Origin of the sequence: Natronobacterium gregoryi SP2 (assembly GCF_000230715.2) — an archaeon.
GTDB classification, from domain to species: Archaea; Halobacteriota; Halobacteria; order Halobacteriales; family Natrialbaceae; genus Natronobacterium; species Natronobacterium gregoryi.
This window is the reverse complement of sequence record NC_019792.1, coordinates 3,121,636-3,147,644: the sequence shown is the minus strand read 5'-3', so window position 1 is coordinate 3,147,644 and position 26,009 is coordinate 3,121,636. Positions and strand designations below refer to the sequence as shown.

25 protein-coding genes are annotated in these 26,009 nt (G+C 62.5%); 10 read left to right on the top strand and 15 right to left on the bottom strand.

What is annotated here, in order from left to right; all coding sequences use genetic code 11:
- Positions 1–204 precede the first annotated feature (204 nt).
- Complete coding sequence (locus NATGR_RS15575) at positions 205–1,770, top strand: methyl-accepting chemotaxis sensory transducer (protein ID WP_005581049.1); 1,566 nt, start codon at positions 205–207, stop codon at positions 1,768–1,770.
- Between the two features lie 100 nt (positions 1,771–1,870).
- Here the strand turns inward: NATGR_RS15575 and NATGR_RS15570 are convergent, their stop codons facing one another.
- The 4 genes from NATGR_RS15570 to NATGR_RS15555 are packed head-to-tail and all read right to left on the bottom strand — an operon-like array spanning position 1,871 to position 5,005.
- Complete coding sequence (locus tag NATGR_RS15570; RefSeq protein ID WP_005581048.1) at positions 1,871–2,581, bottom strand: TOBE domain-containing protein; 711 nt, start codon at positions 2,579–2,581, stop codon at positions 1,871–1,873.
- Positions 2,581–3,348, bottom strand: a complete 768-nt coding sequence (locus NATGR_RS15565) for an amino acid ABC transporter ATP-binding protein (RefSeq protein WP_005581047.1) — start codon at positions 3,346–3,348, stop codon at positions 2,581–2,583. Before NATGR_RS15565 ends, NATGR_RS15570 begins: the two co-directional genes overlap by 1 nt.
- Positions 3,348–4,064: an ABC transporter permease gene (locus tag NATGR_RS15560; RefSeq protein ID WP_005581046.1), complete on the bottom strand. Its 717-nt coding sequence runs from the start codon at positions 4,062–4,064 to the stop codon at positions 3,348–3,350. The genes NATGR_RS15565 and NATGR_RS15560 overlap by 1 nt, the downstream gene beginning before the upstream one ends.
- An 11-nt stretch (positions 4,065–4,075) precedes the next feature.
- On the bottom strand, positions 4,076–5,005 hold the full coding sequence (locus tag NATGR_RS15555; RefSeq protein WP_005581045.1) for a substrate-binding domain-containing protein: 930 nt from the start codon (positions 5,003–5,005) through the stop codon (positions 4,076–4,078).
- 295 nt (positions 5,006–5,300) lie between these two features.
- On the opposite strand from NATGR_RS15555, the gene NATGR_RS15550 reads away from it, so the two are divergent.
- The 3 genes from NATGR_RS15550 (at position 5,301) to NATGR_RS15540 (ending at position 8,415) form a co-directional block, all read left to right on the top strand.
- Positions 5,301–5,657, top strand: coding sequence for a hypothetical protein (locus NATGR_RS15550; RefSeq protein WP_015233786.1), 357 nt, complete (start codon positions 5,301–5,303; stop codon positions 5,655–5,657).
- A gap of 121 nt (positions 5,658–5,778) precedes the next feature.
- On the top strand, positions 5,779–7,680 hold the full coding sequence (locus NATGR_RS15545; RefSeq protein WP_005581043.1) for a molybdopterin biosynthesis protein: 1,902 nt from the start codon (positions 5,779–5,781) through the stop codon (positions 7,678–7,680).
- A 75-nt stretch (positions 7,681–7,755) separates the two neighbouring features.
- On the top strand, positions 7,756–8,415 hold the full coding sequence (locus tag NATGR_RS15540) for a helix-turn-helix domain-containing protein (RefSeq protein ID WP_015233785.1): 660 nt from the start codon (positions 7,756–7,758) through the stop codon (positions 8,413–8,415).
- Positions 8,416–8,619: 204 nt separating this feature from the next.
- Here the strand turns inward: NATGR_RS15540 and NATGR_RS15535 are convergent, their stop codons facing one another.
- The 5 genes from NATGR_RS15535 to NATGR_RS15510 all read right to left on the bottom strand — a co-directional run bounded on the left by NATGR_RS15535 (position 8,620) and on the right by NATGR_RS15510 (position 12,481).
- Positions 8,620–9,258, bottom strand: coding sequence for an HAD family hydrolase (locus NATGR_RS15535; protein ID WP_005581034.1), 639 nt, complete (start codon positions 9,256–9,258; stop codon positions 8,620–8,622).
- Positions 9,259–9,424: 166 nt separating this feature from the next.
- Entirely contained in the window at positions 9,425–9,811 is a 387-nt protein-coding gene (gene lwrS, locus NATGR_RS15530; protein ID WP_005581033.1) for an LWR-salt protein, read from the bottom strand.
- Positions 9,812–9,825: 14 nt separating this feature from the next.
- Positions 9,826–10,113 carry a 4a-hydroxytetrahydrobiopterin dehydratase gene (locus NATGR_RS15525; protein WP_005581032.1) on the bottom strand — a complete coding sequence of 96 codons (288 nt, stop codon included), beginning with the start codon at positions 10,111–10,113 and terminating at the stop codon, positions 9,826–9,828.
- Positions 10,114–10,280: 167 nt separating this feature from the next.
- Positions 10,281–11,612, bottom strand: coding sequence for a glutamyl-tRNA reductase (gene hemA / locus NATGR_RS15520; RefSeq protein ID WP_005581031.1), 1,332 nt, complete (start codon positions 11,610–11,612; stop codon positions 10,281–10,283).
- A gap of 464 nt (positions 11,613–12,076) precedes the next feature.
- Positions 12,077–12,481, bottom strand: a complete 405-nt coding sequence (locus NATGR_RS15510) for a DUF5778 family protein (protein WP_005581029.1) — start codon at positions 12,479–12,481, stop codon at positions 12,077–12,079.
- 149 nt (positions 12,482–12,630) lie between these two features.
- On the opposite strand from NATGR_RS15510, the gene uppS reads away from it, so the two are divergent.
- A complete protein-coding gene (gene uppS, locus NATGR_RS15505; RefSeq protein WP_005581028.1) occupies positions 12,631–13,569 on the top strand; it encodes a polyprenyl diphosphate synthase in 939 nt (312 codons plus the stop codon).
- Between the two features lie 202 nt (positions 13,570–13,771).
- Here uppS and NATGR_RS15500 read toward each other — a convergent pair whose 3' ends face one another.
- Together NATGR_RS15500 and NATGR_RS15495 are read right to left on the bottom strand one after the other, a co-directional pair.
- Positions 13,772–15,835 carry a cation:proton antiporter gene (locus tag NATGR_RS15500; protein ID WP_015233784.1) on the bottom strand — a complete coding sequence of 688 codons (2,064 nt, stop codon included), beginning with the start codon at positions 15,833–15,835 and terminating at the stop codon, positions 13,772–13,774.
- 304 nt (positions 15,836–16,139) lie between these two features.
- The gene (locus NATGR_RS15495) at positions 16,140–16,745 is read right to left on the bottom strand and encodes an undecaprenyl diphosphate synthase family protein (RefSeq protein WP_005581026.1); all 606 of its coding nucleotides are present in this window, start codon (positions 16,743–16,745) and stop codon (positions 16,140–16,142) included.
- Between the two features lie 365 nt (positions 16,746–17,110).
- Here NATGR_RS15495 and NATGR_RS15490 point away from each other — a divergent pair, with 365 nt between their 5' ends.
- Positions 17,111–18,448 (top strand): DUF92 domain-containing protein, encoded by a 1,338-nt coding sequence (locus NATGR_RS15490; protein WP_005581024.1) that lies wholly within the window; start codon positions 17,111–17,113, stop codon positions 18,446–18,448.
- Positions 18,449–18,774: 326 nt separating this feature from the next.
- On the opposite strand, the gene NATGR_RS15485 is transcribed toward NATGR_RS15490, so the two are convergent.
- From NATGR_RS15485 to NATGR_RS15475, 3 genes are all read right to left on the bottom strand, one after another.
- Positions 18,775–18,978 (bottom strand): hypothetical protein, encoded by a 204-nt coding sequence (locus NATGR_RS15485; RefSeq protein ID WP_005581022.1) that lies wholly within the window; start codon positions 18,976–18,978, stop codon positions 18,775–18,777.
- A 60-nt stretch (positions 18,979–19,038) separates the two neighbouring features.
- Positions 19,039–20,385, bottom strand: coding sequence for a DNA primase DnaG (gene dnaG, locus NATGR_RS15480; protein ID WP_005581021.1), 1,347 nt, complete (start codon positions 20,383–20,385; stop codon positions 19,039–19,041).
- Positions 20,386–20,508: 123 nt separating this feature from the next.
- On the bottom strand, positions 20,509–21,300 hold the full coding sequence (locus NATGR_RS15475; RefSeq protein WP_005581020.1) for an ArsR/SmtB family transcription factor: 792 nt from the start codon (positions 21,298–21,300) through the stop codon (positions 20,509–20,511).
- A gap of 174 nt (positions 21,301–21,474) precedes the next feature.
- On the opposite strand from NATGR_RS15475, the gene NATGR_RS15470 reads away from it, so the two are divergent.
- The 4 genes from NATGR_RS15470 (at position 21,475) to NATGR_RS15455 (ending at position 24,751) form a co-directional block, all read left to right on the top strand.
- Positions 21,475–21,720: a DUF3311 domain-containing protein gene (locus NATGR_RS15470; RefSeq protein WP_005581019.1), complete on the top strand. Its 246-nt coding sequence runs from the start codon at positions 21,475–21,477 to the stop codon at positions 21,718–21,720.
- Positions 21,717–23,300 (top strand): sodium:solute symporter family protein, encoded by a 1,584-nt coding sequence (locus NATGR_RS15465; RefSeq protein ID WP_005581018.1) that lies wholly within the window; start codon positions 21,717–21,719, stop codon positions 23,298–23,300. Before NATGR_RS15470 ends, NATGR_RS15465 begins: the two co-directional genes overlap by 4 nt.
- 345 nt (positions 23,301–23,645) lie before the next feature.
- Positions 23,646–24,053 carry a hypothetical protein gene (locus tag NATGR_RS15460; RefSeq protein ID WP_015233782.1) on the top strand — a complete coding sequence of 136 codons (408 nt, stop codon included), beginning with the start codon at positions 23,646–23,648 and terminating at the stop codon, positions 24,051–24,053.
- 86 nt (positions 24,054–24,139) lie between these two features.
- Positions 24,140–24,751, top strand: a complete 612-nt coding sequence (locus NATGR_RS15455; protein ID WP_015233781.1) for a hypothetical protein — start codon at positions 24,140–24,142, stop codon at positions 24,749–24,751.
- A gap of 153 nt (positions 24,752–24,904) precedes the next feature.
- Here the strand turns inward: NATGR_RS15455 and NATGR_RS15450 are convergent, their stop codons facing one another.
- The gene (locus NATGR_RS15450) at positions 24,905–25,927 is read right to left on the bottom strand and encodes an NAD(P)H-dependent amine dehydrogenase family protein (RefSeq protein WP_015233780.1); all 1,023 of its coding nucleotides are present in this window, start codon (positions 25,925–25,927) and stop codon (positions 24,905–24,907) included.
- Positions 25,928–26,009 lie beyond the last annotated feature (82 nt).

Sequence of the window (26,009 nt, the reverse complement as noted above, 5' to 3'; positions counted from 1 at the left end):
GACAGCGGTCCGACTACAGGTCGGCTGGACGTGACTGTAACTTTCGTTTCGGGCAGTCAAGTAGCCACGATCACGTTCGGTTTCGGAGCGACCGGAAACGAGAATTCGTCGTGGAAATACGCGTTACGAACGTCTCTCAGTAATACCTACGATGTATAATGGGCGAAAAAATCTATAAGAGAAGTATCGAAACAGTGCCCCGGAATGGGCACCAATCCGCGGCTCAAGATAACCGACGACGATCGCCAGCAGGTCGACGGAACCCAACTGACCGACGACATCGGGATCGATCGAGACGAAATCGAGTGGCGAAAAGACTTCACCGGCTTCGACTCAGCGGACGCGACGAGACTGGAGTCGATGGCACCACTGTTCGACGAAATCACCGACGACCTCGTCGAAGAGTTTTACGATCACTTGCAGTCACACGCGAAGACAGCCGATATCTTCGATTCGACGACCAAATCCGTCGGCGCGCTCAAACAGAGTCAGCGGGTCTACCTCACCGATCTCGGCTCCGGGACCTACGATCAGTCGTACTTCGACAGGCGAGCGCGCATCGGGAAACTCCACGACATGCTCGATCTGGGCCCGAAGCTCTTCCTCGGCATGTACTCCATCTACTACGAGGGGATTCTCGAGGTGATCGCCGAAGACGCGACAAAGCAACTCGAGGAGGCGTCCCGATCGTCGGTGCCCGTAGCGACCGAAGGTTCCGTCACCGAGCCGTCCGAGTCCGAAGACGAGCCCGTCGTCCCCCTGTCGGCGGCGACGGACGCGATCGACGACGTCGTCGAACGCACCACGTCGGTGCTCAAGGTGTTGAACCTCGACCAGCAGGTCGCGATGGATACGTACATTCACTCCTACACGGACCGGGTCGAGGACGAACTCGAGCGTCGCGAAGCGGTCTCGCGGAACGTCGAGTCCGCGGTAGCGGAGCTCCAGGAGAGTTCCAGGGTCGTCTCCGACAGGTCGGACGAGATCAACGACTTGACGGACGAACAGGCGGATTCGATGGACGAAATCGCGACCGAGGTTTCCGGACTCTCTGCGACGGTCGAAGAGATTGCCGCCAACGCCGAGGAGGTCAGTGCAACCAGCGAGCGAGCCAAGAGTCTGGCGTCCGAGACGATGGGAACTGCCGGCGAAGCGATCGATCGGATGGCCGACGTCGAATCGTCGGCGGATGCCGTCACCGACGACGTCGAACAGCTCCGGGAGGGGGTACAGCGAATCGACGAGATCATCGACGTGATCAACGGGCTCGCCGACCAGACGAACCTGCTCGCGCTCAACGCCTCGATCGAGGCTGCCCACGCGGGCGAAGAGGGCGACGGGTTCGCCGTCGTCGCGGACGAAGTCAAGTCTCTCGCCGAAGAATCGAAAGCGGAGGCGACCAACGTCGAGCGAATGATCGAGCAGATCCAGGACGACACCCAGGAGACCGTAGAGGGCCTGCAAGACGCAAACGAGGCGATCTCGGCCGGCGTCTCCCTCGTCGAAGAGACGGTCGACAATCTCAGACAGATCGAAGAGTCGATCGACGAGACCGCGACGGGTATCCAAGAGGTCGCGACGGCGACCGACGATCAGGCCGCAAGCACCGAAGAGATCGCGAGCATGACCGACTCGGCCATGGAGCGATCGCAACGCGTCTCGAGCGAACTCGAGGAGATCGTCGAGACGACCGTCCAGTTGAACGAACTAATCGACGAACTCGACCAGCAGGTCGATCACCTCTCGACGGACGGTGACGACGTCCGGTAGCCCGCCGGACGAATCGATGACCACGATACTATACTGCGAGTCGAAAGCTCACCACTCGCGGAGCGTGTTCGTCTCGGCCGCCCCGAATACTGTCCGAGAACTACGACTCGTCGTCGATCCGAGTCGCCCGTGCTGCCGTCGCTTTGAACGAGGCGACGACCTCCCGGCCGGGCTCGAGTTTCAGACTGTTCGCGCTCGCTCGTGTAACCAGCGCCTGTAGCTCGCGGTCTGTGTCCCCGTCGTTCTCGAGGGCGAGTGTCACCCTGACGATTGCATCGCCGGGGACGGTCTGGGTGACGGTGCCGGTGAAGCTGTTCCGGAGGCTGGTCCGATCGGGGTCGGGTGTCCCGCCGGGATCGGTCAACACGACCGCATCGGAACGGACGCTCACCTGGACGGACGTGGCATTCTTGGGAACGAGTGCCACGATCTGGCCGGCCGGCGTGTCGACGGTCGCGAGTTCTCCCGTTCGCTCTCCGACGGTGCCGGTGAAGACGGACTCGATGACCTGCGCGACGCCACCGAGTTCGGCGTCGTGGCGCTCGAACTGTCGACGAAGTTCGCGGGCAGTTTCGGTGAGTTCCGTTCCACCGCCGCCGCTTCCGCCACGCTGGCGTTCGGTGATCGAGCCGACTGCCTCTTCGATCTCGACGACGCGGTTCTGGAGGCGTGCGTAAGATCGGCCAAGTTCCTCTGCTGCTCGGTGCATCGATCCGTACTCGTCGATCGCCTCGAGCATCTCGACGTCGCGGCGATCGATCGTGACGCCGTCGACCGAAAGTGTCGTGCGGTATCCTTTTTCGATGGACATCAGTAGATTAGTTCTCCGTCGATGAATTTTTGCGTGCGTTCGTCTGCCGGGTCCTCGAACACCCGCTCCGTGTCTCCGACTTCGATCACGTCGTTGCCAAGCAGGACGGCCACTCGGTCGGCGATGCGTTCGGCCTGGTGCATGTCGTGGGTCGCGATGGCGACGCCGATGCCCCGGTTTCGAGCCCGGTAGACAGCGTCTTCGATTCCAGCCGTGTTCCGTGGATCGAGGTCCGAAGTCGGTTCGTCGAGCAAGAGGATGTCGGGATCGTACGCGAGCGCGCGGGCGAACGCCACCCGTTGAGCCTCGCCGCCCGAGAGCGAAGCTGCATCCTGGGTTGCTTTCTCACGCAGGCCGACAGTCTCGAGAGCGTCGATCGCGTCACCGGTCCCGTTTTGCGTTCCGACCAGACTCGCGACTTCGTGGCGGAGTCGGTCGCGCCACGATTGCCTGACGCGCAGCCCGTACGTGACGTTGCGACGAACGCTCGCGTCGAAGAGGCTCGGCTCCTGAAACACCATGCCGATCTTTCGGCGGTACTCGAGGCGCTGCCGTTCGGGTGCCGTCCAGACCTCGTTGCGGTCGTACGTCACTCGTCCGCGATCGGGAGAATCGAACAGCGCGAGCAGCCGTAACAGAGTCGATTTCCCGACGCCCGACGGCCCGATGATCGCGAGCACTTCGCCACGATTCACCGACAGGGAGACCTCCTCGAGGACCGCCTCGTCGTCGTAGCCGTAGCAGACGTCGGTCGCCTCGAGTGTCATCAGTATCGCCCCCCGTTACCGCTGCCGAGTCTGACCACGACGGCGTTGACGACCAACACGAGGACGACCAGAACCGCACCGAGTATCATCGCGGTCTCGAACTGACCCTGGCGTGCCTCGAGCTGGATCGCAGTCGTCAGGGTCCGAGTCTTCGAGTGTCCGTCGGGGCCGACGATGTTGCCGCCGACGATGAGGACGGAGCCGACCTCGCTGATCGCCCGGCCAAAGCCCGCGAGGACTGCCGTCGCGATGCCGTACCGTGCCTCCTTGATCGTCACCAGCGCGACGTCTGCCCGGGTGCCGCCCATCGCGAACGCCGCGTCGCGGACGTTCTGTTCGACGCTGCTTACCGCCGCGAGGCTGACGCCGGTGACGACCGGCGTCGCGAGCACGAACTGGGACATGATCATCGCTTCTCGCGTGAACACGAGATTCAGTTCTCCGAGCGGCCCCTGGTTCGAGACTCCGAACAGCACGACGAGGCCGACGACGACGCTTGGAAACCCCATCCCGGTGTTGATCAGCGACGTGACCAGGCCCTTCCCGGGGAACTCCTTGAATCCGACCAGGAGTGCGACCGGGAGACTGAACAACGTACTCAACGTGACCGCGACGAGGCTCACGTACAGCGAGACGTAGATGATACTGCGGACGTAGTGCCACTCGAACGGGAACTCGGCGACGAGAGCGGGCCAAAGTGTCGGCTCGAGCAGCATGCTATCTCGACCTACTCGTTACGCTCCCATTCTTCGGGGACGTACTGCTCGAAATTCGGTTCTTCCGAGATGGCTTCCGGGAAGAATAACTGTTCGCCTTCGGACGTGTAGTTTCTGATGATCTTTTCAGCCTCGAGGCTCGTGACGTAGCCGATGTAGGCCATCGCGAGGTCGTAGTTCACGGTGTCGTGAACGGCGGGATTGACGGCGACGATACCGTACGGATTCATCAGCATCTCCGGTCCGTCCTCGATCGGCCCCTCGACGAGGATTTCGAGGTCGAGTTCGCTCTGCATCGACAGGTACGTGCCCCGATCGGCGAGCGTGTACGCACCCTGTTGGTCCGCCTGGACCAGCACTTCGCCCATTCCCTGGCCGGCTTCCGTGTACCACTCCCCGAACTCGTCTGCAACTCCTGTTGCTTCCCAGACCTCGAGTTCTTTCGTATGCGTTCCGGAGTTGTCGCCACGGGAGACGAACGTCGATCCCGACTCGGCGATTCCCTCGAACGCGCTGGTCGTCTCGCCGCTGCCGGCGATCGACGCGGGATCGTCCGTCGCACCGACGACCACGAAGTCGTTGAACATGAGATCGCGGCGGTTGACGCCGTACCCCCCTTCTATGAACTCGTCCTCGAGCGACCGGGCGTGGACCATCACGACGTCCGAGTCGCCGTTGCGTGCGGTCTCGAGGGCGGCCCCGGTTCCCTGCGCGACGGTGTCGACGGTGACGCCGTACCGGTCCTGAAACGGAGCGTTGAGTTCGTCGAGCAGTCCCGTGTGGTAGGTGCTCGTCGTCGTGGTCAGCGTTAGCGTTTCGCCGCTAATCTCCGGTCCGTTAGCGTCACCGGCGTCGTCGCGGCCGAGCGCCGTACAGCCGGCGAGGCCGGCGACAGCACCACTGCCGACCGCGGTGACGAACCGACGACGTTGTATCGCCATAGATACCACGTCGAACGCGACAGTGAAATAGCTTTGGATATCATTGTAATTGGAATAGGGCACTATTGAGAGATATCGTAGTCTATATCCGGTGTAATTAATCAAAGACAGTTACGTCGTGGGCTCGCGGTCGACTGCCGATTGGTGAACTGGCGGCCGGACTGTTTCGGCTAGCAGAGACTGTCTCGATGCCGGAGCGCACGTCGTCTGCTGCGACGACGTGTCCGTCCGGGACCGGGCCCGAAACAGTCGACACTGCCAGAGACGTTATTTACTCAGAATGTCAGCATCAGATATGGAGAGACGAAGACTGTTAGTGGCGGGCAGTTCGGTCGTGGCCGGAGTGCTTGCCGGCTGTCTCGACGATACCGTCGGTGACGTCGAAATCGCCGACGAACGAGTCGAGGGCAGCCACACCTACACGTTCGAGGCCGAGGCAGGAAACGAGCTGATCGTCGAACTGCAACTCCAGCACGGCACCTTCGGCCACGCCGACCTCGATTACGAGGACGGCACCGACGTCTTCTACGAACAGACCGAGCGCGGTGAAATCGAACTAGAACTCAGAGAGCCCCTCGAGAACAGTGGCACGTACCACCTCGACGTGGTAAGTGACGGCTGGATCGACGCCCGGGTCGGACTGATCGTCTGAGCGGTTCCTGTACGAACAAGAGCGCGGCCACTGGACTGGCCTGGACGATCACGGCAGAAGTGACCGACAGCGGTCCGTCTGAACCGCCCGATGTTTTTACCCCCGACGCCGAAGGGCCGACATGGAACGCAAGGAGTTTCGCGACCTCGCATCTCCCGAGGAAGCACGCGAGGCGATCGCGTCGCTGTCGCTCGAGGGGGGCGTCGAACGAGTATCGCTCGAGGACGCCCGCGGCCGCGTGCTGGCCGCACGTCTCGACGCCGAACTGGACGTGCCAGGGTTCGACCGTGCGAGCCTCGACGGCTACGCGCTTCGGGCGCGGGACACGTTCGGAGCCGACGAGGCAGACCCCGCTCGCCTGGAGATCGTGGGCGAGGTACACGCTGGAGCGGAACCGGACGTGAACCTCGAGGCGGGCGAAGCCGTCGAGATCTCGACCGGTGCCGTGATGCCGCCGGGCACGGACGCGATGGTGCCCGTCGAACGGACGGATACGGACGACTCGGCGGTGCTGGTACGAACCTCCGTCGCGCCGGGAGACAACGTCATGTTCGCTGGCGCTGACGTCGCTGCAGGCGAACGTGCGCTGGGGCCCGGAACACGAGTGACACCTCGAGATATCGGCCTGTTGTCTGCACTCGGCATCGACGAGGTGCCGGTCCGTAAACGACCGACCGTCGGCATCGTCTCGACCGGCGACGAACTCGTCCGGCCAGGCGAGGACCTAAACAGTGACCGCGGCGAGATCTACGACGTCAACAGCTACACGATCGCCGCGGGGGTCGAAGACGCTGGCGGCGAGCCAGTCCTCTATCCGCACGCCGACGACGAGCAAGACGAGATGGAGCGAATTCTCCGACAGGCCGCCAAAGAGTGTGATCTCGTCCTCTCGTCGGGGTCGACCAGTGCCAGCGCCGTCGACGTTGTCTATCGAGTGATCGAGGAACGAGGCGAACTGTTGCTTCACGGCGTCGCCGTCAAACCGGGGAAACCGGTGCTCGTCGGTCGGCTCTCCAGTTCGGCGTACGTCGGCCTGCCCGGCTACCCCGTCTCGGCGATGATGATCTTTCGAACGTTCGTCGCGCCGGCGATCCGGCAGGCCGCAGGCCTGCCGGCACCGGACGCGGCAACCGTCGAGGGACGGATGGCCACCCAGGAGCGGTACGGCGAGGGTCGCCTGCGACTGATGCCCGTCGGACTGGTCGAAGACGCCGACGGCGAGACACTCGTCTACCCCGTCGACAAGGGCAGCGGTGCGACGACCAGTCTCGCCGAAGCCGACGGCGTCGTCGAAGTCGCTCCCGAGACGGACTACCTCGAGGCCGGCGAGTCCGTGACGGCCACCCTGTTCTCGCCGGACGTTCGGCCACCGTCTCTGCTCGGCGTCGGCGAGGACGACCCGACGCTGAACCGACTGCTCGATCGACTCGAGAACCCGCGATACCTGTCAGCAGGGTCGCGGCCGGGACTGCGCCGCCTCCGTGAGGGAGTCCCCGACGTCGCCGTCGTCGCCGGACCGACAGTCGGAAACGTCACAGTGGCCACAGCGGACGAAGACGAGGCTGACGCCAACGCCGTCGAACTCGGCCGGTGGAACCGCGAGTGGGGACTGATCGTCCGTCCCGGCAACCCAGCAGAGATCGAGGGGATCACAGCTCTCGTGGATCAGGACCTCCGCTTCATCAACCGAACGACCGACTCTGGGCTGCGGACGAGCCTCGGCAAAGCCATCACCGACCTGGCAGACGACCGCGGCACGGACCGACACGACATCGTCGAGGCCATCGACGGCTTCGACCTCGCGCTGCGTGCTCACGAGAGCCCTGCCAGAAAGGTCGCCGCAGGCGATGCCGACGCTGCACTCGGACTGGCCGAAACGGCCGACCGTCTCAACCTCGAGTTCGTCCCAGTCGGCGAGGAACCGGTGCGCGTACTCGCAAACCCCGATCGGACGGCGAAATCGAGCGTGACGGAACTCGAGGCGCTGCTCGAAACGGACGCCGTCTCACAGCGCGACCAGTAGCCCTCGTTTCAGCGATACAGACGGTCAAACCAGCCTGAAAAGCGGTTTTTAGGGACGGCCAATGTACGAGTCGTAATGTCGACGATCGCGGAACTCCGGCTTTCGGCGGCTGATACGACACTCGAGACGACGTTCGAACACGTTCCGGACGCGACGTTCGAACTCGAGTCGTCCGTCTCGAAGAGTCGGCCATCACTGTGGGTGGCAGACGCCGACCGCAAGCGGATCGAAAGCGCGTTCGAGACCGATCCTGTCGTGGTCGCCACCGAGTTGCTGGTCGAGACCGACGAGCGACTGCTATTCGACGTCCGGTTCGCCGACGGCGAGGGAATCCACCGACTCTACGAAGGATTGCTCGTCGACGGCGGCTCGTTGCTCGAGGCCTGGGGAGCAAACGGCTGGTGGCAAATCAAGACCCGGTTCCCCGACCGGGACGCACTCTGTACCGGCTACGACCGACTCGCCGACCAGGGGATCGACGCGGATCTTCGACGAGTGACCGACGTCCACGACCGAACGGAAATCGACACACGTCTAACTCCCGAACAGCGGGAAGCGCTCGAGGCAGCCCTCGAGTACGGGTACTTCGAGATTCCTCGCCGGATCTCGATGGAGGAACTGGCAGAGGAACTGGGAATCTCCCATCAGGCACTGTCCGAACGGTTCCGGCGGGCCTACGAGACGCTGGTCAACGACGAACTCGAGCCGGCGAACCGGACTCACAGTAACAACTGATACGGACTGCTGTCCCGACGTCCCGGCGCGACCGCAGGCGGGCTCGCGGTCGCGCCGGCACTGACTGACAGCAAACCGTCTGAAACGGTTCGCGCACCGATCGAACCGGTCGCGGTTCGCACCGACGGCGTTCCGAACCACGCCGACACGGCCACCGTCGTGCGATCGGGTACGCACTGACTTGCAGTGACTGTCCGGACGGCGTCACTGGGGAAACTCGAGTTCGTCGAACGACTGGACGCGGTAGTCACCGAGCACACACCGGCCGCGTCGTTCGTGACCGATTCGTTCGACGTGAATCGCGTCGATGCCGGCGTTCCAGGCTGCACCGACGTCGCATGCCCCGTCACCCGCGAGGACACCCTGGTGGCCGTTGTAGCCGACACCGAGTTCGTTCATCACGTATTCGACCGGCGCGGGGTCTGGCTTCCACCCCGTCTGTTCGGTACAGCACAGTTTCGCGTCGAACCAGTCGTGGATGTCGAGTTCGTCCAACACGGGCTCACAGAGGAACTCCTGGCAGTGTGTGACCAGACCAACCGGTTCGTCCAGGTCGGCGACGAACGCAGCGTCATCGTGGAGGTAAGTCTGCTCGGCGCGAACGAGAGGGTCTTCCTCGGCGTGGAACGCGTCCCAGAATGCGCCGGGATCGATCCCCCACTCTCTGAGCTGGTAGTCACGAGAGCCGGTGAGCCCGTTCCAGATGATCTCGGCCTCGCGATCACTGAACTCGTGTCCAAGCCGGTCACCTACCCTGTCGAACACGCCGCGAGTGTACGACCACTCGACGTCGACGAGAGTTCCGTCGAGATCGAGCAGCCAGAAATCGTACTCGGAGACCATTGAGCCGAACTGTAAGGCGGTCTGAACTATATGCGTTCTGGTTCTCTGGGCGAGCGACGAACACCACGGAGTGTCGGGCGGCAGTGACGGAGCGACCTCGAGACGAGTCGGGGTCGTTGGGACACAGTTCCAGTTATAGTTTCAGTTACAATTACACACGTCCGTCTCAACCGTCGACGACTCTGATACTCGAGCCCAGATACTTCGAGCGTACTTCCGAGACGGTCGACGCCTTGAACGCACCGAGATCCGCCGCGATTGCGTCCTCGAACGCCTCGAGGTAGGCCTCGTCGGTCCGGAGTTCGCTGAACGCGACTGACTCGACCTCGAAGCCGTCACCGAGCCACTCCTCGGCGAGCCCGCGTGCGTGTTCGTGGTCCGCTACCTCGCCGCGCCAGAGGGCGTTCCGGAAGAACAGCCACCCTTTCGTCTCCGGTTCTGGAGCCTGTCGGTAGACGGTGACAGTCGTCTCGGCCGTTGCCGGATCGATCGACACCGACGGCGTCGTACTCTCGAGACGGATCGTCACCCGGAACGCGTAGTGGGCTTGCATAATCGCGTGGCTGTTCAGGCCCCACTCTCTCGTTCGGAGTCGATCAGTTCGGCCATCTCGACGTCCTGATCGGTGATCCCGCCCTCTTCGTGAGACGTCAGGCGAACCTCGACCTCTTTGTAGCGAACGACGATTTCGGGATGATGGAACTGGGCTTCGGCGATCTCACCGACCATCTGGGCGAAGTTGACGCCGTGGAGGTAGTCGTCGAACTCGTAGGTTCTGGCGATTTCGTCGTCCTCGCGGTGCCACTCCTCGGGAATGCGCTCCTCGATTTCGTCGTCGGAAAGCAAGTCAGCCATATCCACGGGAACGGAACCCACTCAAATAACGGTTGTGCACACGACAGTCGGGTTGTACTGAAGACATCGTGTGAGAGACGAAACCACCGTCTCGAACGGACTGCTGTCGGCTGTTTTCGACAGACTGCGGGACGATCCAGATCGCCCAGAGACGTAATGACAGCGGCTCAGTCGCCGTCGGCCTCGAGTGAAACGTCTCCGGCGGGGGTTCCGTCGAACGGCAACGGCTCGATCTCGTCACCGAAGTGGGGGTCGAACAGCTGCAGGGCCGTGTTGATCGTCTCCCAGTCGTCTTCGGCGGCCGCTTCGCGTAGACACCGTGTCGGTGGTGCGAGCAGTTGATTCACCACGGTATCGGCCATGGATTCGACGACCTCGCGCTGGTCGTCAGAAAGTCCGTCGTCTTCGAGTCGAGAAAACGCTTTCTCGAGTTCCCGATCCTTGATCTGGTTCGCCGATTCGTACATCGCAGCGATAACCTCGTCGGCGCGAGCGCGCTTGTACTGCTCCTGGAGCAGTTCGAGTTCCTCGTCGACCATCACCTCGACCTCGCGGGCAGCCTCGGCACGCTGCCGTCGAGTCTCCTTGGTAACTGACTCGAGATCGTCGAGATCGTAGACGGTGACGTTCGGGAGCGAGTTGGCGGCCGGTGCGACGTCGCGGGGCTGGCCGAGATCGACGACGACCTGCTTGGCGTCGCCGTCTTCGAGATGCCCGGGTCCGAGGACGGGGTCGTCGCTGCCGGTCGCAGTGACGACGACGTCCGCGCTGCTGGCAACCATCGAGAGCGATTCAAGCGGGAGTGCGCGAGTCTCGACGTCCTCGCCGGCGTCGGTCTCGAGTTCGGCGGCGAGATGTCTGGCACGCGAGACGGTTCGGTTCGAGAGCAGTAGTTCGTCGACGGCGGCGTCGGCGAGGCTCCGGGCAGCGAGTTGTCCCATCTCGCCAGCACCGACGACCAACGATGTCGTTCCCGCGAGGGAGAGTTCTCTCGAAGCGAGTTTCGTCGCAGCCGAGCCAAGGGAGACGACGCCCTCGTTGATTTCGGTCTCGGTCCGAGCACGCTCGCCGACGTGGATTGCTTTCGTAACGGCGGCCTCGAGCATCGGGCCGATACCGCCGGCACTGCGGGCGTCTTCGTAGGCGTCGCGGACCTGTCCGATGATCTGGTCTTCGCCGAGAACGACCGACTCGAGGCCCGTCGCGACTCGCAGAAGGTGACGCAGGCTCGCCCGGTGGCCGGTCTGGACGACGGCATCGTCGTCGACGCCGGCGAAGAACTCTTCGAGGGCTGCCTGGCCGACTGCACTGTCGTTTGCGACGGCATAAGCTTCGACGCGGTTGCACGTCGAGAGGACGTATCCCTCTTCGATCTCGGGGAGCGAGCAAAGCGTCGTGACCGCAGTCCGTTGACTCTCCGGACTGGCGGCAGCGATGTCGTCGACACTACCGCTATCGTGAGTTACTCGTGCGGCAGTGACGACGCCGGCGTTGGTCACGGGCGATCACCGCTCCGGGTGTCGAGTTCGCCGAGCACGTCCTCGATCACTTGTCGGAGGTTGGAATCTCGTCTACGTAAAGCTATCCAATATTCCGACGGACCGGGACCGGTCGCGAGTGATCGTCGCCGGGCCGGTCTACCCCGTGGTCTCACCGTCGATCGGCAGTCTGACCGGGGCGTTGCGGGTTTATCGGTCTTTGGAAGACACTGTGTGGCCCGGGACCGACTCGAGAAGAGAAAACACAGGACCGTCGGACCGATAGTCGGGCCGCTGTCGGCGGCGGGCGCGTTCGAGTTCGCGGGGTCGGACGTGGTCTGGATCATAGTTGTACTGGAACGACGCGAACGTCGGTTCGGTGGCGATCGGCGTCGACCGACACACTCGGGCGGTCGCCTGTTACGGTTGGGTCGGTACGGCCAACTGCCTGCGGTCGTACCGTCGACGACGGAGAGGAACCCGTCTCACTCACCTTCGACGCCCGTCACGTCGAACCCAAGCTCTTGGATCTCGTCGAGAATCGCCCCGTGATCGGCGCTGGCCCGATAGTAGATGACGATATCGAAGCTTCCGTCGCGCAACAGTTGCTGGCACTCCCAGACGAACTCCTCGTCGTCGAGTGTAAGCCCCTGGTGCTGGTTCGAAGAGAAGTCCGGATCGTCGTTCCCCGAGTAGACATAACAGTCGTTCGGATCGTGCCCCGAGTGGGCCGCAATGACGTCGCCGACGTCGATTGTCGCCTGCATCATCTTGACGTCATCGCCCCCGTCGTACTCCGTGTGGACGACTGCACCGTTGAGTTTGATCTCGCCCGGCTCGAGCAGTGCTTTCGTTCGCTGATAGATGTCGTCGTCGAGCGCGTCTGCCATTGTTGGAACGTGGACCGCTGCATTGATAGCGCTCACGATTTGGCTGTCGCCTACGGGTCGTTTGCTGGCCTACTAAAGACTGCGCCGCAGTCACAGTAGCAGAAAATAACACAAAAAACACATAGTCGTCGGTGTCATCGAAACGACTGATGAATCGGTGGCTCCACCAGCGCGTCGACGCGGTCTACGAGCGGTTGCTCTCCCGAGAGATCGACGGCGCGCCGACACACGTCGCGGTGATCCAGGACGGGAACCGCCGGTATGCCCGCCGGCAGGGCGGCGACGCTTCCGAGGGCCACCGAGCGGGCGCGGAGACGACCGAACGCGTCCTCGAGTGGTGCCAGGACATCGGCGTCGAGGAACTGACGCTGTATGCGTTCTCGACGGAGAACTTCGAACGACCCGACGAGGAAAACGAGGCGCTGTTCGACTTACTCTGTGAGAAACTCCGCGAGTTCGCCGACGCCGACCGCGTCCACGACAACGAAGTCTGTATTCGGGCGATCGGCGAGACGGAGTTGCTCCCCGAACGCGTCCAAGAAGTCGTCGACTACGCCGAACGCCGCACCCGCGACTACGACCGGTTTGTGCTCAACATCGCGCTTGCCTACGGCGGTCGCTCGAGACTGCTCGAGGCGACCAGAGCCGTCGCAAGCGAGGTCGAGGCAGGCGAACTCGAGCCCGACGAGATCGATGTCGAGACGATCGAACGGCAGCTGTACGACCGACCGGTCCGAGACGTCGACCTGATCATCCGGACCGGTGGGGACGAACGCACCTCGAACTTCCTGCCGTGGCACGCCAACGGCAACGAGGCCGCGGTCTTTTTCTGTACGCCTTACTGGCCGGAGTTCTCGAAGACCGACTTCCTGCGGGGCATTCGCACCTACGAACACCGAGCCGAATCGTGGCGGCGCACTCGAGCGCGGCGGGCACTCGCGTTGCTGGGCGCGCTCGGCGAGACGGAACTGCCCGAAGCCCGGTCGGTCGTCGACCGCTTTCGCGACTCGTTGCCGACCTCTGAACGGCCCGTGGAGGGCGAACTCTCGATGGCCGAAGACGTCGACGGCGAGCCAGTCGCTGACTAACGGCGAGGACTCTCATCGCGCTATCGACCCCACAGAGCGCAGACAGTTTCCTGGCGTCACTTACCGCCGATCGCCAGAACAGGTCGGCGACCGGCGGTAACGAGTTACAGCAGTCCGTCTCATACGGATTACTGTACCGATTTACCGGCGCAACCGCCGCCAGGGTCGCGGTTGTGCCGGAAATGACTTACAGTAAACCGTATCAGTCGATCCGGAGGAACTGCGAGTCGTAGTCGGGCTCGCCCTCGCGGAGGTAGGACACGACGAACGATTGCGACGGCAGTTCGACGAGTCGGTTCGGAAGCGTCTCGAGTTCGTCGTCCCAACCGACGCCGCCGCCTCGTGGCGACAGCGTCACGACGAGGTCGGTCGGTTCGGAGGCTGTCTGGAGGTCAGACTGCAGTTCGTCCCAGTCCGAGACGGTCTCGAACTCGGCCGAGATGTCGATTTCTACGAGATCGAACAACTGCTCGTAGCGGTGAGTTCGTTCCTCGAAGACGTAGACGGTGATCGGAACGCCGAGTTTGTCTGCCAGCCGTTTGATCTTGTAGACACCCTCGTAGAATCCATCGTGGTGGTCGAGGCCTCGAGGGACGACCACGCGGATGTGCCCTGTCGTGTTGACTGGGTGGCCAAAGTGCGTGACGTAGACTGGGATCGTGGTCCGATCGAGCACCTGATCGATGATGCTGCCAAACACCTTCTCGCCGAACGTCTTGCTCGGGGTCCAGCCCAGGATGACGAGGTCAGACCGCGTCTCGACCGCGCCGCGTGCGATCCCGGACGCGACGTTGTGGTTGACCCGGGTTTCGATCTCGAGTGGCGCTTCAGCCGCGTAGGCGAACTCGGCGAGGTCGTCGAGTTGGCGCTCGACGGTCTCGACGTTCGCTTCCGTCTTACCGCTCCAGTTCGGCCGGACGACCGAGAGCAGATGAATCGGGTTGGTTCCGGAGTCGTCGCGCAACACGAACCCGAACTCGAGGAGGTCGCGTCGATTCTCCGAGTCGGGTGGGAGCGGGAGCAGGATTCGCGGGTCGGCGACGTCTTCACCCTCCAGATCGGTATCGTCGGAAAGCGCGAGTTGTTGACTGTACCGCTCGGTCACCCACGGGCTGACCAGCGCGGTCACGAGTAGCATCAAGACGACGGCGTTGAGTTCGGCAGCACCGAAGAGGCCAGCTTCGACGCCGAGGAGAGTGATCGCTAGCGCGGCGGCTGCCTGTCCGCTCGAGAGACCGAACATGACGGCGCGTTCGGTCAGGTCGAAAGAGAGAATGCCGCCGACGACCCAGGCGGCGACGAACTTCGTGACCAGCATGGTCACGACGATCACGGCTGCGACTTGGAGTGTCCGTGGGCCGTCGAGAATAACGCCGACGTCGACGAGCATGCCGACGTGAAGGAGGAAAAACGGGATGAAAAAGGCGTTGCCGACGAACTCGATACGGTTCATCAGCGTGTTCCCCTGCGGAATCAGGCGGTTGAAAGCGACGCCAGCAATGAAGGCCCCAAGGATGCCGTCGAGGCCGAGGATCTCGGCGAGGCTCGCGCCTGCGAAGACGACCACGAGGACGAAGAGGAACTCGAAGTAGCTCTCGTCGGAGAGGTTGTAAAAAAACCAGCGTGCGATCGGTGGGACGACGAGCCAGACTGTCGCGAACAGGATCACGAGCGAACCGACCACCTGGCCGATCAAAAGCGGTGAGAGTCCACCACCCTCGGCGACGCCGAGGACGATCGCCAGCAGCGTCAGCGCGAGCGTATCGGTAAAGAGAATGCCACCGAAGACGGCCGTCACGGCGTCGTTTTGCGTGATGTCGTAGCGGTTGACGATGGGGTAGGCAAGCAGTGTGTGGGAGGCAAACACCGCAGAGAGCAAGAGTGCCGGCCAGAACTCGAACCCGAGCACGGTCGTACAGACGACCACGCCAGCGGTCAGTGGCAGGAAGAAACTCGCCAGCCCAAAGAGAGCGGCGTTTTCGGGTGCACGAAAGAACCCCCTGAGGTTGAGCTCGAGGCCGACGGTAAAGAGGAGATAGACCAGCCCGACGGTCCCGAGCAGTTCGATCGCGTCACTGTGTGCGACCAGCCCGGTTCCGTCGGGGCCGATCACCACACCGAAGAGAACGATGCCGACGATTCCCGGTTGACCGAGTCGCTTGATGAGTAACGGTCCAACGAGAAAGACCGCAAGCGAGAGCGTGAACACGTAGATGGGGTCCTCGAGCGGGAACCCGGCCAGTGAGTCGAACATGAGTAGGGGCATCGAGTTTGGAAGACGTCGTCTATCGGTTCTCTCGCCGTTCCGTCCGGCGACGTGATAGACTCACTGCTCGAACTGTTACGGGTGACGTTCTTAAACACTTTCTACATGATCGTATCGAGACGGGCCTGGACCGATATCACTGGCCGACCTGGTCGGGACCGACGCTGGCGGCGCGTGCTCCGACGGCGGCTGGGCGAGAACTGGCGTTTCTCGGGAACCAGCGCACACCAACTTGTAGTTCGGCCGTCGACTCAAAGTCGATTTTGAGCCTTCTAGCCGTCGCCAGGCAGGGAGAGTCCCCGTGTCACTGCCCGAACCGTCGCGACCGGTTACAGTACTCTTTGACCGCCCGCAGGAAGTCCCGCTTGCGGAAGTCCCGCCAGTTGACGTCGGTGAAGTACAGTTCCGAGTAGACGGACTGCCAGATCATGAAATCCGAGAGTCGTTCCGCGCCGGTCTTGATCACCAGATCCGGCTCTGCAGGAAAGACGAGATGGCGCTCGACGGCCTCGTCGTCGATCGCGTCGAGCTCGAGTTCGCCCGCGTCGACGCTCTCCGCGAGCGTCTGGACCGCGCTCGTGAACTCGTGTTTGCCGCCGAGCCCGATCCCGATCTGGATCGGTGCGTCCGCCGGCATCCTGTCGTCGGGACCACGGACGGCAACCTCGCGGGGCGCGTCGATCGTCTCGAGTTCCCGCCGTAGGGCCGGCACGGCCTCGAGATCGAGGACGCTTACGTAGACGGTCACGAGCGACGCGTAGTCGACAGCCCACTCGAAGAAATCGGTCAGGGTGTCGTAGGCACCCTGCTCGAGCAGGTCGCGCTCCGTGATAACGAGTGCGACGTGGTCCGGCGGGGCGGCGTCGTAGCGGCGAATCCGGAGCGCGAGATAGCGTTCGTACAGGCCCACGACGGCAGCTATCATGGCCGCTCTCATACAGGTTGTGTTCCCGGACGGTCTGCCGTCGACGGTTCGTCGTCGCGCTGTAGCGGCGGCTCCGTCTTCGCCGTCATGACAACGATCGGCCATACGGTTTACTGTCGTCAATTGCTCCTGATCTCCGACTCCGTTCTGGCGATTGACGGTAACTAGTACTCCGCCAAGCGTCGACTGATGAGTGAACCCAGACGACCGCATTCGACTTCACTCATCCGTTCAGGTTTGCCAAAGCACTAGTTACGGCAATCCGTATCAGACGATTCGTATTGCCCGGAAGCGGTATCGATTTGAGTTCGGGAACCTTCAAGTAAACCCGATAGAAAGGGACCGATATCGTGACGGAACCCGTTCGGCGAGCCGGCGTCTTTGCAGCCCTCTGTACGCTCTCGCTCGTCGTCCCGCTACTGGGACCGGAAGTCGCCGGGGTGATCGCGGCAGTCCTGTTGCTCGGCACGCTCGCTATCACTGACGGCCCGCTGTTCGATCTGCTCGCCTATCCCGGTGACTACGAGGACAGCAGGCTCTACGGCCTGTTCACGTTTATCCTCGCGGGAGTCGCGCTCGGGCTGCTCGCAGTCGGGACACCGATGTCGATCCCCGTTTTCGTCGGTACCGTCTTCCTGGTCGGGTACGGCAATCTCGCCGAACAGTTCGTCCGGGTATTGACCGACGACGACGGAGCCCACGTCACCGGATTTGCCCTCGCAGCGACGGCCGCGGGAGTCGTCGGACAGTCCGCAGCGTTCGCGATCACTGACTCGGTCGCGGCCGTCGAAGCGGCGCTGCCGAGCATCGTCTTCCTCGCCGCCAGCGGCGCATTGCTCGCCGCCCTGCTCCGAGACGTTCTCCTGCTCTACGACGATCCGATCGTCATGGTTTCGGTTGGGCTCTTGCTGTGGCTGCTGGCCGAACTCGAGCTCACACTCGGTGCCGCCGAAATCGTTGCAGCGCTGGCAGTCACCGTCGCGCTGGGATACGTCTCCTACGCGCTCGAGACAGCCTCGGTTGCTGGAATGGTCACCGGTGTTCTCCTTGGACTGTTGACGATCGTCCTCGGCGGATACGGCTGGTTCGTCGTTCTCATCTCGTTCTTCGCGATCGGCGGCCTGGCCACCAAGTTCCGCTACGAACGAAAGAAAACCCTGGGCGTCGCCGAGGATAACGACGGCGCTCGTGGCTCGGGCAACGTCCTTGGCAACGCCGCCGTCGCACTCGCAGCGGTTCTCGGCTACGCCGCCAGTTCGGCGACGCTGTTGCCCGGCGGGCCGGACCCGACCCTCTTTTTGTTTGCGTTTGCCGGCTCCGTCGCAACTGCGATGAGCGACACGCTCTCGAGCGAGATCGGGAGCGTCTTCGAGACGCCACGCCTGATCACGACCCTCGAGCCCGTCGAGCCCGGGACCGACGGTGGCGTTACCTGGCAAGGCGAGATCGCTGGCATCGTCGGTGCGACGATCGTCGCTGGTATCTCCTGGTGGCTGTTCCCCGAAGTCGACGCCGTTGGAGCAGGAATCGTCCTTGTAGCTGGGTTCGTCGGGATGACTGTCGACAGTCTCCTCGGGGCGACCCTCGAAGGAAAACTGCTCGGCAATCAGGGTGTGAACTTCCTCGCGACGCTGTCGGGTGCGGTCGTCGCCACGGCGCTCGTTTCGTCGCTCGCCATCTTCGGGTGATCTCGCTCAGACGGCTGCGGTCCGACAGATTGCTCGACGACGTTCCGGTGAACCGCTTTGGGTCGCGGTTCGACAGAGAGACAACGAGAGTGTCTCGAGGCTCGTCTCCGAGTACTTCCCGGGAAACGACAGGCCAGTCGCCTCGGGGCCAAGTGGTTCGAGACGTGAAGCGTCTCCTCATCACGGAAGACAGCGTCTTCCGTCCGGCCCCGGGGTACTCGCCTTGCTCACCCTGTGGATCGGCTCATACGGTTTGCTGCCGGCCAGTTCCGGGCAACCGCAGGAGGGCTTGCGGTCGCGCCGGGACGTCGGGACAGCAGTCCGTATCAGTCGTCGACGGACTCCTCGGACGGCACAGTCGCCTCGTCCGGAAACGGACAGTCGCCGTCAGTGAGACCGTTCGTCCAGCGCCACTGATGATACGCAGCGACACACGGCACCGCGAACATCACAAGCACCCAGACACCGAGAAGTGCCAGTGCAACCCAGCCAGGGGGAGTCATCAGTGGCAGTCCGGACTCTTGGAGCATGAACGAATCGGCCCGACATACCGTCGTGGGTCTGGTATGCGCTGTCAGTCAGGGCGCTGATCACGGCGTCTCGTCGGCAACGTCGTCGATCGCGTGGATATGGACGTCTGCAGGACGGTTGGTGAACTGACCGAGCGCGCGGGCGACGATTCGTTCGACACCCCGATCGGCAGCCAAATCGAGCAACTGCTGATCAAGTATCTCGTCCAGTAGAATCGTCGTCGGAACCGTCTCTGCGTCCTCGAGAGTCGTATACGCCTCACTCGCGTCGGCCTCGTCGAACGTCTCACCGTCGTCGTCGAGGAACCGAACGCGCTCGGTTCCGTCACGGATAACCGCGTTCGCGTGGTCGTAGATCGTTTCAGGCTCGACCTCGTCGGTACCCTCTTGCGCCCCGGCCTCCCGTTCCGAGTCGGCGTCACCGACACCGGTCTTCGACGCAGGTCGAGACGGGACGGTCGACGAGGACGCATCGCTCGCGTCGACCGTCGCCGACTCGCCGGACTGGATCGGCGCGTCGGCCTCGAGTCGATCGCCTGCCGGCGTCGGGGCTGGTGTCGCGCTGCCGTCGGTTGCAGCGACGGCCTCGCGTGGTTCGTTCAGTCCCGAAACCGTCTCGTAGGGAACCTTGTTCCGAAGGGCAGTAAACAGTTGGTGGTGGTCGAGTTCCTCGACAGACTCGCCCGTCGGAGCAAAGGCCACGTAGTCGACGTCGCCAACCTGAGCGAGTTCCTCGAGAATGAGGTCGCCACCACGGTCGCCGTCGAGGAAGGCGGTAACCGTCCGGTGGCGAGTCAGTTCGGCGACGGCGTCGGGGACGTTGGTCCCCTCGACCGCGATTGCGTTTTTGACACCATACTGCAGCAGGGTAAGCACGTCCGATCGACCTTCGACGACGATAATCGCGTCGCTGTCGGTCACCCGGGGTCCGGCGGGGAGCGCTTCGTACTCGGTGATGTCCTCGACGCGGACGTGTTGGCGGACCTCCGCGAGAATCTCTTCGGACGTCATCACGGAGTCGTCGAAGCCCGTCTCGAGCAGTTCCTTCGCGCGCTCGACGACTGCCTTGCGTTTTGCCGCCCTGACATCCTCGAGTTCGGTCACCTCGAAGTTCGCGCGGCAGGGGCCGACGCGGTCGATCGTCTCGAGAGAGGCGGCGAGAGTCGCAGTTTCGACCTTGTCGAGGCTCGTAGCGATCGTGAGGTGGCCGTGTGACTTGCCGCCGGTGCTCGTTATTTCGACGTCGATACGACCGACTTTCTGTGACTGTCGGAGGTCGCGGAGATCGAGTTCGTCGCCCAGCAGTCCCTCGGTCTGTCCGAAGATAGCGCCGACGACGTCGCTTCTCTCGACGACCCCGTCAGCCGTGACGTCTGCGTGAATGAGGTATTTCGAGGTGTCTTCCATTGGAGATCTGCCCCCGAAAGGGGGCGGCGCGACGATCTGAATCGCGAGAGAGATCGGTTTGTCCCAAGTTGGGTCGTGACGGGCAAATAGCTGTTGACATCCGAAGAATCTCCTGTGGCCCGATCAGTACGCCGGGCGATACCAGTACCAGAACCAGGTACCCGCCAGCAACACGACCAGTCCGCCAAGAAAGAAGAGCAGTCCGGGCGGCAGCGCGAAGACGGGATCGGCCGCTTCTGGACCGGCGTCCGGAACGGCGTCGTAGGCCTCGAAATCGAGGTCGTCCGCGGACGGCTCGATGTCAGGGGCGTCTTCGGCAGCAACTGGTTCGTCGTCGGCTGTCTCCTCTTCGACTCCTGCGACTTCCACGTCCTCATCAGCGTCGTCAGTGGGCTCGTCGGCCGTCTCTGGCGCTTGCGCTTCGTCGGGCGCAGGTGCAGTCCATGTCGTGTCTCCGGCGTCTCCCGTCCCGGAGGCCAGCCATCGCGTCGCCCCATACTGGACGAGGAGACTCCCACCAGCGAGTGCGCCGATCCCACCGATCAGCCGCGACACCGCCGTCTTGAGCTTCTCGGCCGTCGACTCGTCGCTGGTGAGGATCAACGGCCCATCGGTCGTCGCGTACACGCTCATTTCGTTGCCCCGTGAGGAGTACCAGGTGTCGACGACCTCGACGAGGCCGGCTTCCTCTAAGTTCTCGAGGTGGTACCGGACGTTCTGGATCGAGGAATCGATCGCGTCGGCGATGTCGCTTGGCGTCCCCGGCTGGGCGTCGAGATGCGAGTAAATCTCCCGGGCCGTCGTCGAAGAGAGGGCGCTAAACACCGCGTCGGCGTCTTCTCCCTCGAGGTCGACGACGCGCGGTGCTCCCTCTTGTGGAGACGTCTCCGAGCGAAAGGGGAAGATACGGGCCATCTCGGGATAACTCTCATTCGCTGACCGACATATATACTCTTTTTCCTACCTGAAAGAGTGGTTTTAGTGACTGAGAATCGAAAGAGGGGTCGAAGCTACGCACTGATGAATAAATATCTTCAATAATAGTTATTGAATAGTAAATATTATCAATGTCGAGCCGGTCCAACCGATATGCGCCGTCCGGAACTCACAGCCTGGGTGATTGTCGCCATCGTCTTGAGCGCTCTTGCAATCCCGTGGTTCCGCTGGGGTGACGGGACGATCGTCGCAGGCTTGCCCCTATGGCTGTGGTGGCACGTCGGGTGGCTGTTTCTCGCATCGGTGGTCTTCTGGCTGTTTACCCGACGTGCGTGGGGTATCGGCATCGAACCCGAAACCGACGTGACGCGAGCCGAAAGCGGCGGTGACTCGCCGTGACGGCACCGCTACAGCTCACAATCGTCGTCGGCTATCTCTTCTTCGCGCTCGCGATCGGACTGGTCGCCTATCGACTGACCGACCGGACGGCCGCGGACTTCTATCTCGCCAGCCGAACGCTCGGCACCGTCGTCTTGCTGTTTACCACGTTCGCGACGTTGCTGTCGGCCTTTACGTTCTTCGCCGGACCGAACGTCGCCTACCACGAAGGCCCCGAGTGGATCCTCGTCATGGGACTGATGGACGGGATCATCTTCGCCATCCTCTGGTACGCTATCGGCTACAAACAGTGGCTACTCGGCCGAGAACGCGGCTACGTCACTCTCGGGGAGATGATCGGCGACCGCTTTGGCTCGAGGCGACTCCGCGGACTGATCGCGGGCATCAGCCTGCTGTGGCTCTTTCCCTACGTCATGCTCCAGCAGGTCGGTGCAGGGACCGCACTCGAGGCGTTGACCGAAGGTGCACTGCCCTACGCCGTCGGAGCAGGGCTAATTACGGCCTTTATGATTCTCTACGTCGTCGTCGCTGGGATGCGCGGGATCGCCTGGACCGACACGTTCCAGGGGCTTTTCATGCTCGTGACCACCTGGGTTGCGCTGATCTGGGTGCTCGCGGCCGTCGGCGGCCCCAGCGTCGCTACCGCCGCACTGGAGGCCGATGCGGCCCACCATCTCACGCTCGGTAGCGACCATTACACGGTCCAGTGGATGCTCTCGACGGCAATCGTGATCGGTTTCGGTGTGGCAATGTTCCCGCAGGTCAACCAGCGGTTCTTCGCCGCTGGCTCTCGAACCGTCCTCAAACGCTCGTTCGCGCTGTGGCCGATCCTCTGTGTTCTGCTGTTCGTCCCGTCGTTCCTGCTCGGCGCGTGGGCCCGCGGACTGGACGTGACGGTCCCGGAAGGCGGCAACGTCCTCCCGGCCGTCCTCGCCGAGTACACGCCCGTCTGGTTCGCCGCGCTCGTCATCGCCGGCGCGATGGCCGCGATGATGTCTTCCTCGGACTCGATGCTCTTGTCAGGATCGTCGTACTTCACGCGGGACATCTATCGCCCCTACCTCGAGGGCGACGTCTCGGAACTGCGCGAGGACCTGATCGCCCGCATCGGCGTCGTCGTGTTCGCGACGGCGGCATTCGTCGCCAGCCTCTGGAATCCGGCGACACTGTTCGAACTCGGCGACGCAGCCTTCAGCGGCTTCGCCCAGCTCGCCTTACCGGTGCTCGTCGCCCTCTATTGGCACAACACGACGCGTGCGGGGATGACGGCCGGCATCGTCGTCAGTCAGGCGTTCTACCTCGGAACCATCTTCGTCGACTCGATCGTGGCGACACTCGAGTTTCTCGCAGTTGTGCCCGCCGTCGGCGAACTCGTTCCGGCGCTGGCCGCCGTCGTCACGACCGTCTTACAGGGCTCCTATATGGGCTGGACCGCCGGACTGGTTGGCATGGGAGTCGGTCTCGTCGTGACCGTCGGCATCTCCGTGGTGACGACGCCTGCGGCGAGCGAACGGCGGTCGATCTACAGAAAAGACAGGCCGAGTGCCTCGGGGTCGTCCGAAAACCAGGGATTTTCGTGATCGAGCGGAGCAAAGCTCCGCGATGTCCGCGAGACCCCTGTTCTCGCTTGATGACGAGACTCCTTTGGCGCCCCGAATCACTTGACCCAGGTGAAGACCGTAAACCCCGCTAAAGGAGTTCTGTTTCGAAGGGCTTGGTGCGGAGTGAAACGGGTTCCTGAAAGCTTGACCGGTGCACCCGGAACCCGCAGCGGTCGTACCGGCAAACCGGTACAGCGATCCGTACGAGCGTCTCGCTACGTCGGCCCAGTGTTCGCGCCGAACCGGAGACGTTCGACATCGTTTCCTCGTCCCGTACCGTTAGGATAATAATTTATATACGATGGTTTCGATCAAACCATGTAAATGAGAAACATGGACATCCGGGTAGAAAACGGGCGGCGCGTCACCGAGAAGTGGGATGACGTATTCGAAGCGATGGCAGCCGAACCTCGCCGTCAGCTCATCGCTTCACTGCACGACGTGCCACCAGACGAATCAGTCTCGCTGCCAGAAAGCGCCGTGAACCCGAACGTCCCAGTCAACTCCGACCAGCTTCGGCAGGAATTGTACCACTGGCACCTCCCGCTGCTTGCAGACCAGGGGTTCGTCGACTGGGACCCAGACTCCCTGATTGCGTCTCGAGGGCCCAACTTCGACGACGTTGGTACCGTTTTCGATGTGGTTCACTCGACAGCGGATCAGTTGCCCGATTCGCTGGTCGTCGGGTGTCAGCGCCTCGAGCGGGAGCGAGAGAAAGAGACCGGCGACTGATCTCGCGGTCGAGAGTCGAGTGTCGCCCGATCCAACGTGGTCGAGGAGCAACACATCGAAAGGGACCGCTCGCGTAGGGACACTCGATGTCGCTTGACTTGCCGGAGTCGCTCGCCGACGCGTGGCAGCCACTCGGAACCCGTACTGCCGAAACGAGCGTGATGATGGCGACGATCACCGCCGAGACGCGGCTTTACGAGCCCGTCGACACGCCAGCGATCCGTGCAAGCGACAGCAAGATACCGATTCGATCGTTGTTTGGCGTCGATCTATCGTTCTCACCGCCACTAGGTGCACTCGGTATCTCGCCTGCGGATGTCTTTTCGATCGCAGCACCGAAGGCAAAACGACAGTTCGTCAGCACCATCGAGGACGAGGGGGTAATCGTCGAACAGACCCGCGACAAACACTCGTTTCAAGCCAGCAACGGCACCACAGGGCGATGGTTCGTCCTCGACGTCTCCTACCCGCTGTCGGCCGAGGCAACGTCGGCTGGAGCCGAACAGCTCCCGGCCGAAACGCACGTCGCCGTCTGGCCGACCACGGAAACGTTCGAAATGGCGGGCGGCACGCTCCCACTCGAGGCCCCGTCCGAACTCGATCGATCGGTCGCTACGGAACTCACCATCGATCCACAGCGCGACCGCGAGCGGATCGCAACCCTCGTCCGATCGATCGGGACGACAGACGAGGACTGATACGGACTGCTGTCCCGATGTCCCGGCGCGACCCCAGGAGGGCTCGTGGTCGTGCTGGAACTGACTGACAGCAACCCGTACGAGACGGTCGTTACGAGTTCGACGGCTCGAGGCGGCTCGCAGTTGCGCTTGGACATCGTACAGCAGTTCGTATCAATCTAGGTATGTCTCGAGCGGGCCGACCCGGTATTTCGGTCGAGGCAGTTCGGTGACGGAGACGAACCCGGATTCGTAGTTGATAATGTCTGGTAGTCGATTGACAATTTGCGTGCTCGTTCCAACTTCTACCGGAGTCGGTTGATCCACAACGTGCATCTCCGGCGTTCCCTCGATGACCCACTCGTTTCGGTCTTCTTCTTCGGTATCGTACACTTTCGCGATTTCGGTCCCGGTAAACGTGATGCCTTCGTGCGTCTCGATGGTGACGTCGATCTCGAGGCCGAGGACTTCTCCTTCCTGAATCGTACGACCGAGCGCTTCCGATTCGACCGCCCGGTCGGCGACGATCGGTGTGGCTTTCTGGGAGGCGTCGGCTTCGCTCAGTCCTAGTTCGGCGATCTGTGCCTCGAGAGTCGTTCGAAAGAGACTCTCGGGAGCCCCACCACGCTCGAGTTTCTCCTCGACATCGTCGCGGTCTTTCCCACCGAAGAAGTACTCCACGACTGCCGGACCGTAGTCGTCAATGTTGTACCGGTTCGTGCCGTCGACACCGTCTAGTTTCCTGGATGCGCCGGTCAACATGACCGGGAGGTTCACTTCGAAGATGTCCTGATACCCGCCACCAGTGAACGTGACATCGTTTTCGATCGCAATTCGGTCCAGCCGCCCGGCGAGGTCGGGCGACGTATACCACGGATACAGCGTCTCTTCGGAGGTCGTAATGACGTTGACGCCGGCCTCCAGACACCGTTTTAGATGTGGATACATCTCTTCCAGCGTCGAGGCGATGGAGACGATCGCGACGTCGGCTTCGGTATTCTCGAGGACGTCGTCGGCGTCGTCGTTGATTTCGACGTTCAACTCCCGATCCAGTTCCGCGACCGTCCCGAGGTCCGCACCGACGTTTTCGACTCGGCCGATCGCACCGACGATGTCGACTCCCCGTTCTGCGAGGTGCCGAGTGACGTTCTGTCCAGTCGCTCCGACGCCGTACACTATTGTTCGTATCTTCGACATGGTGCGTTCCTACCGAAGGAGAGAAGCCCCAAAACTATACCTCAAAAGTAGAGTGTCTTTATTAGTTATCGAAACAAGTATG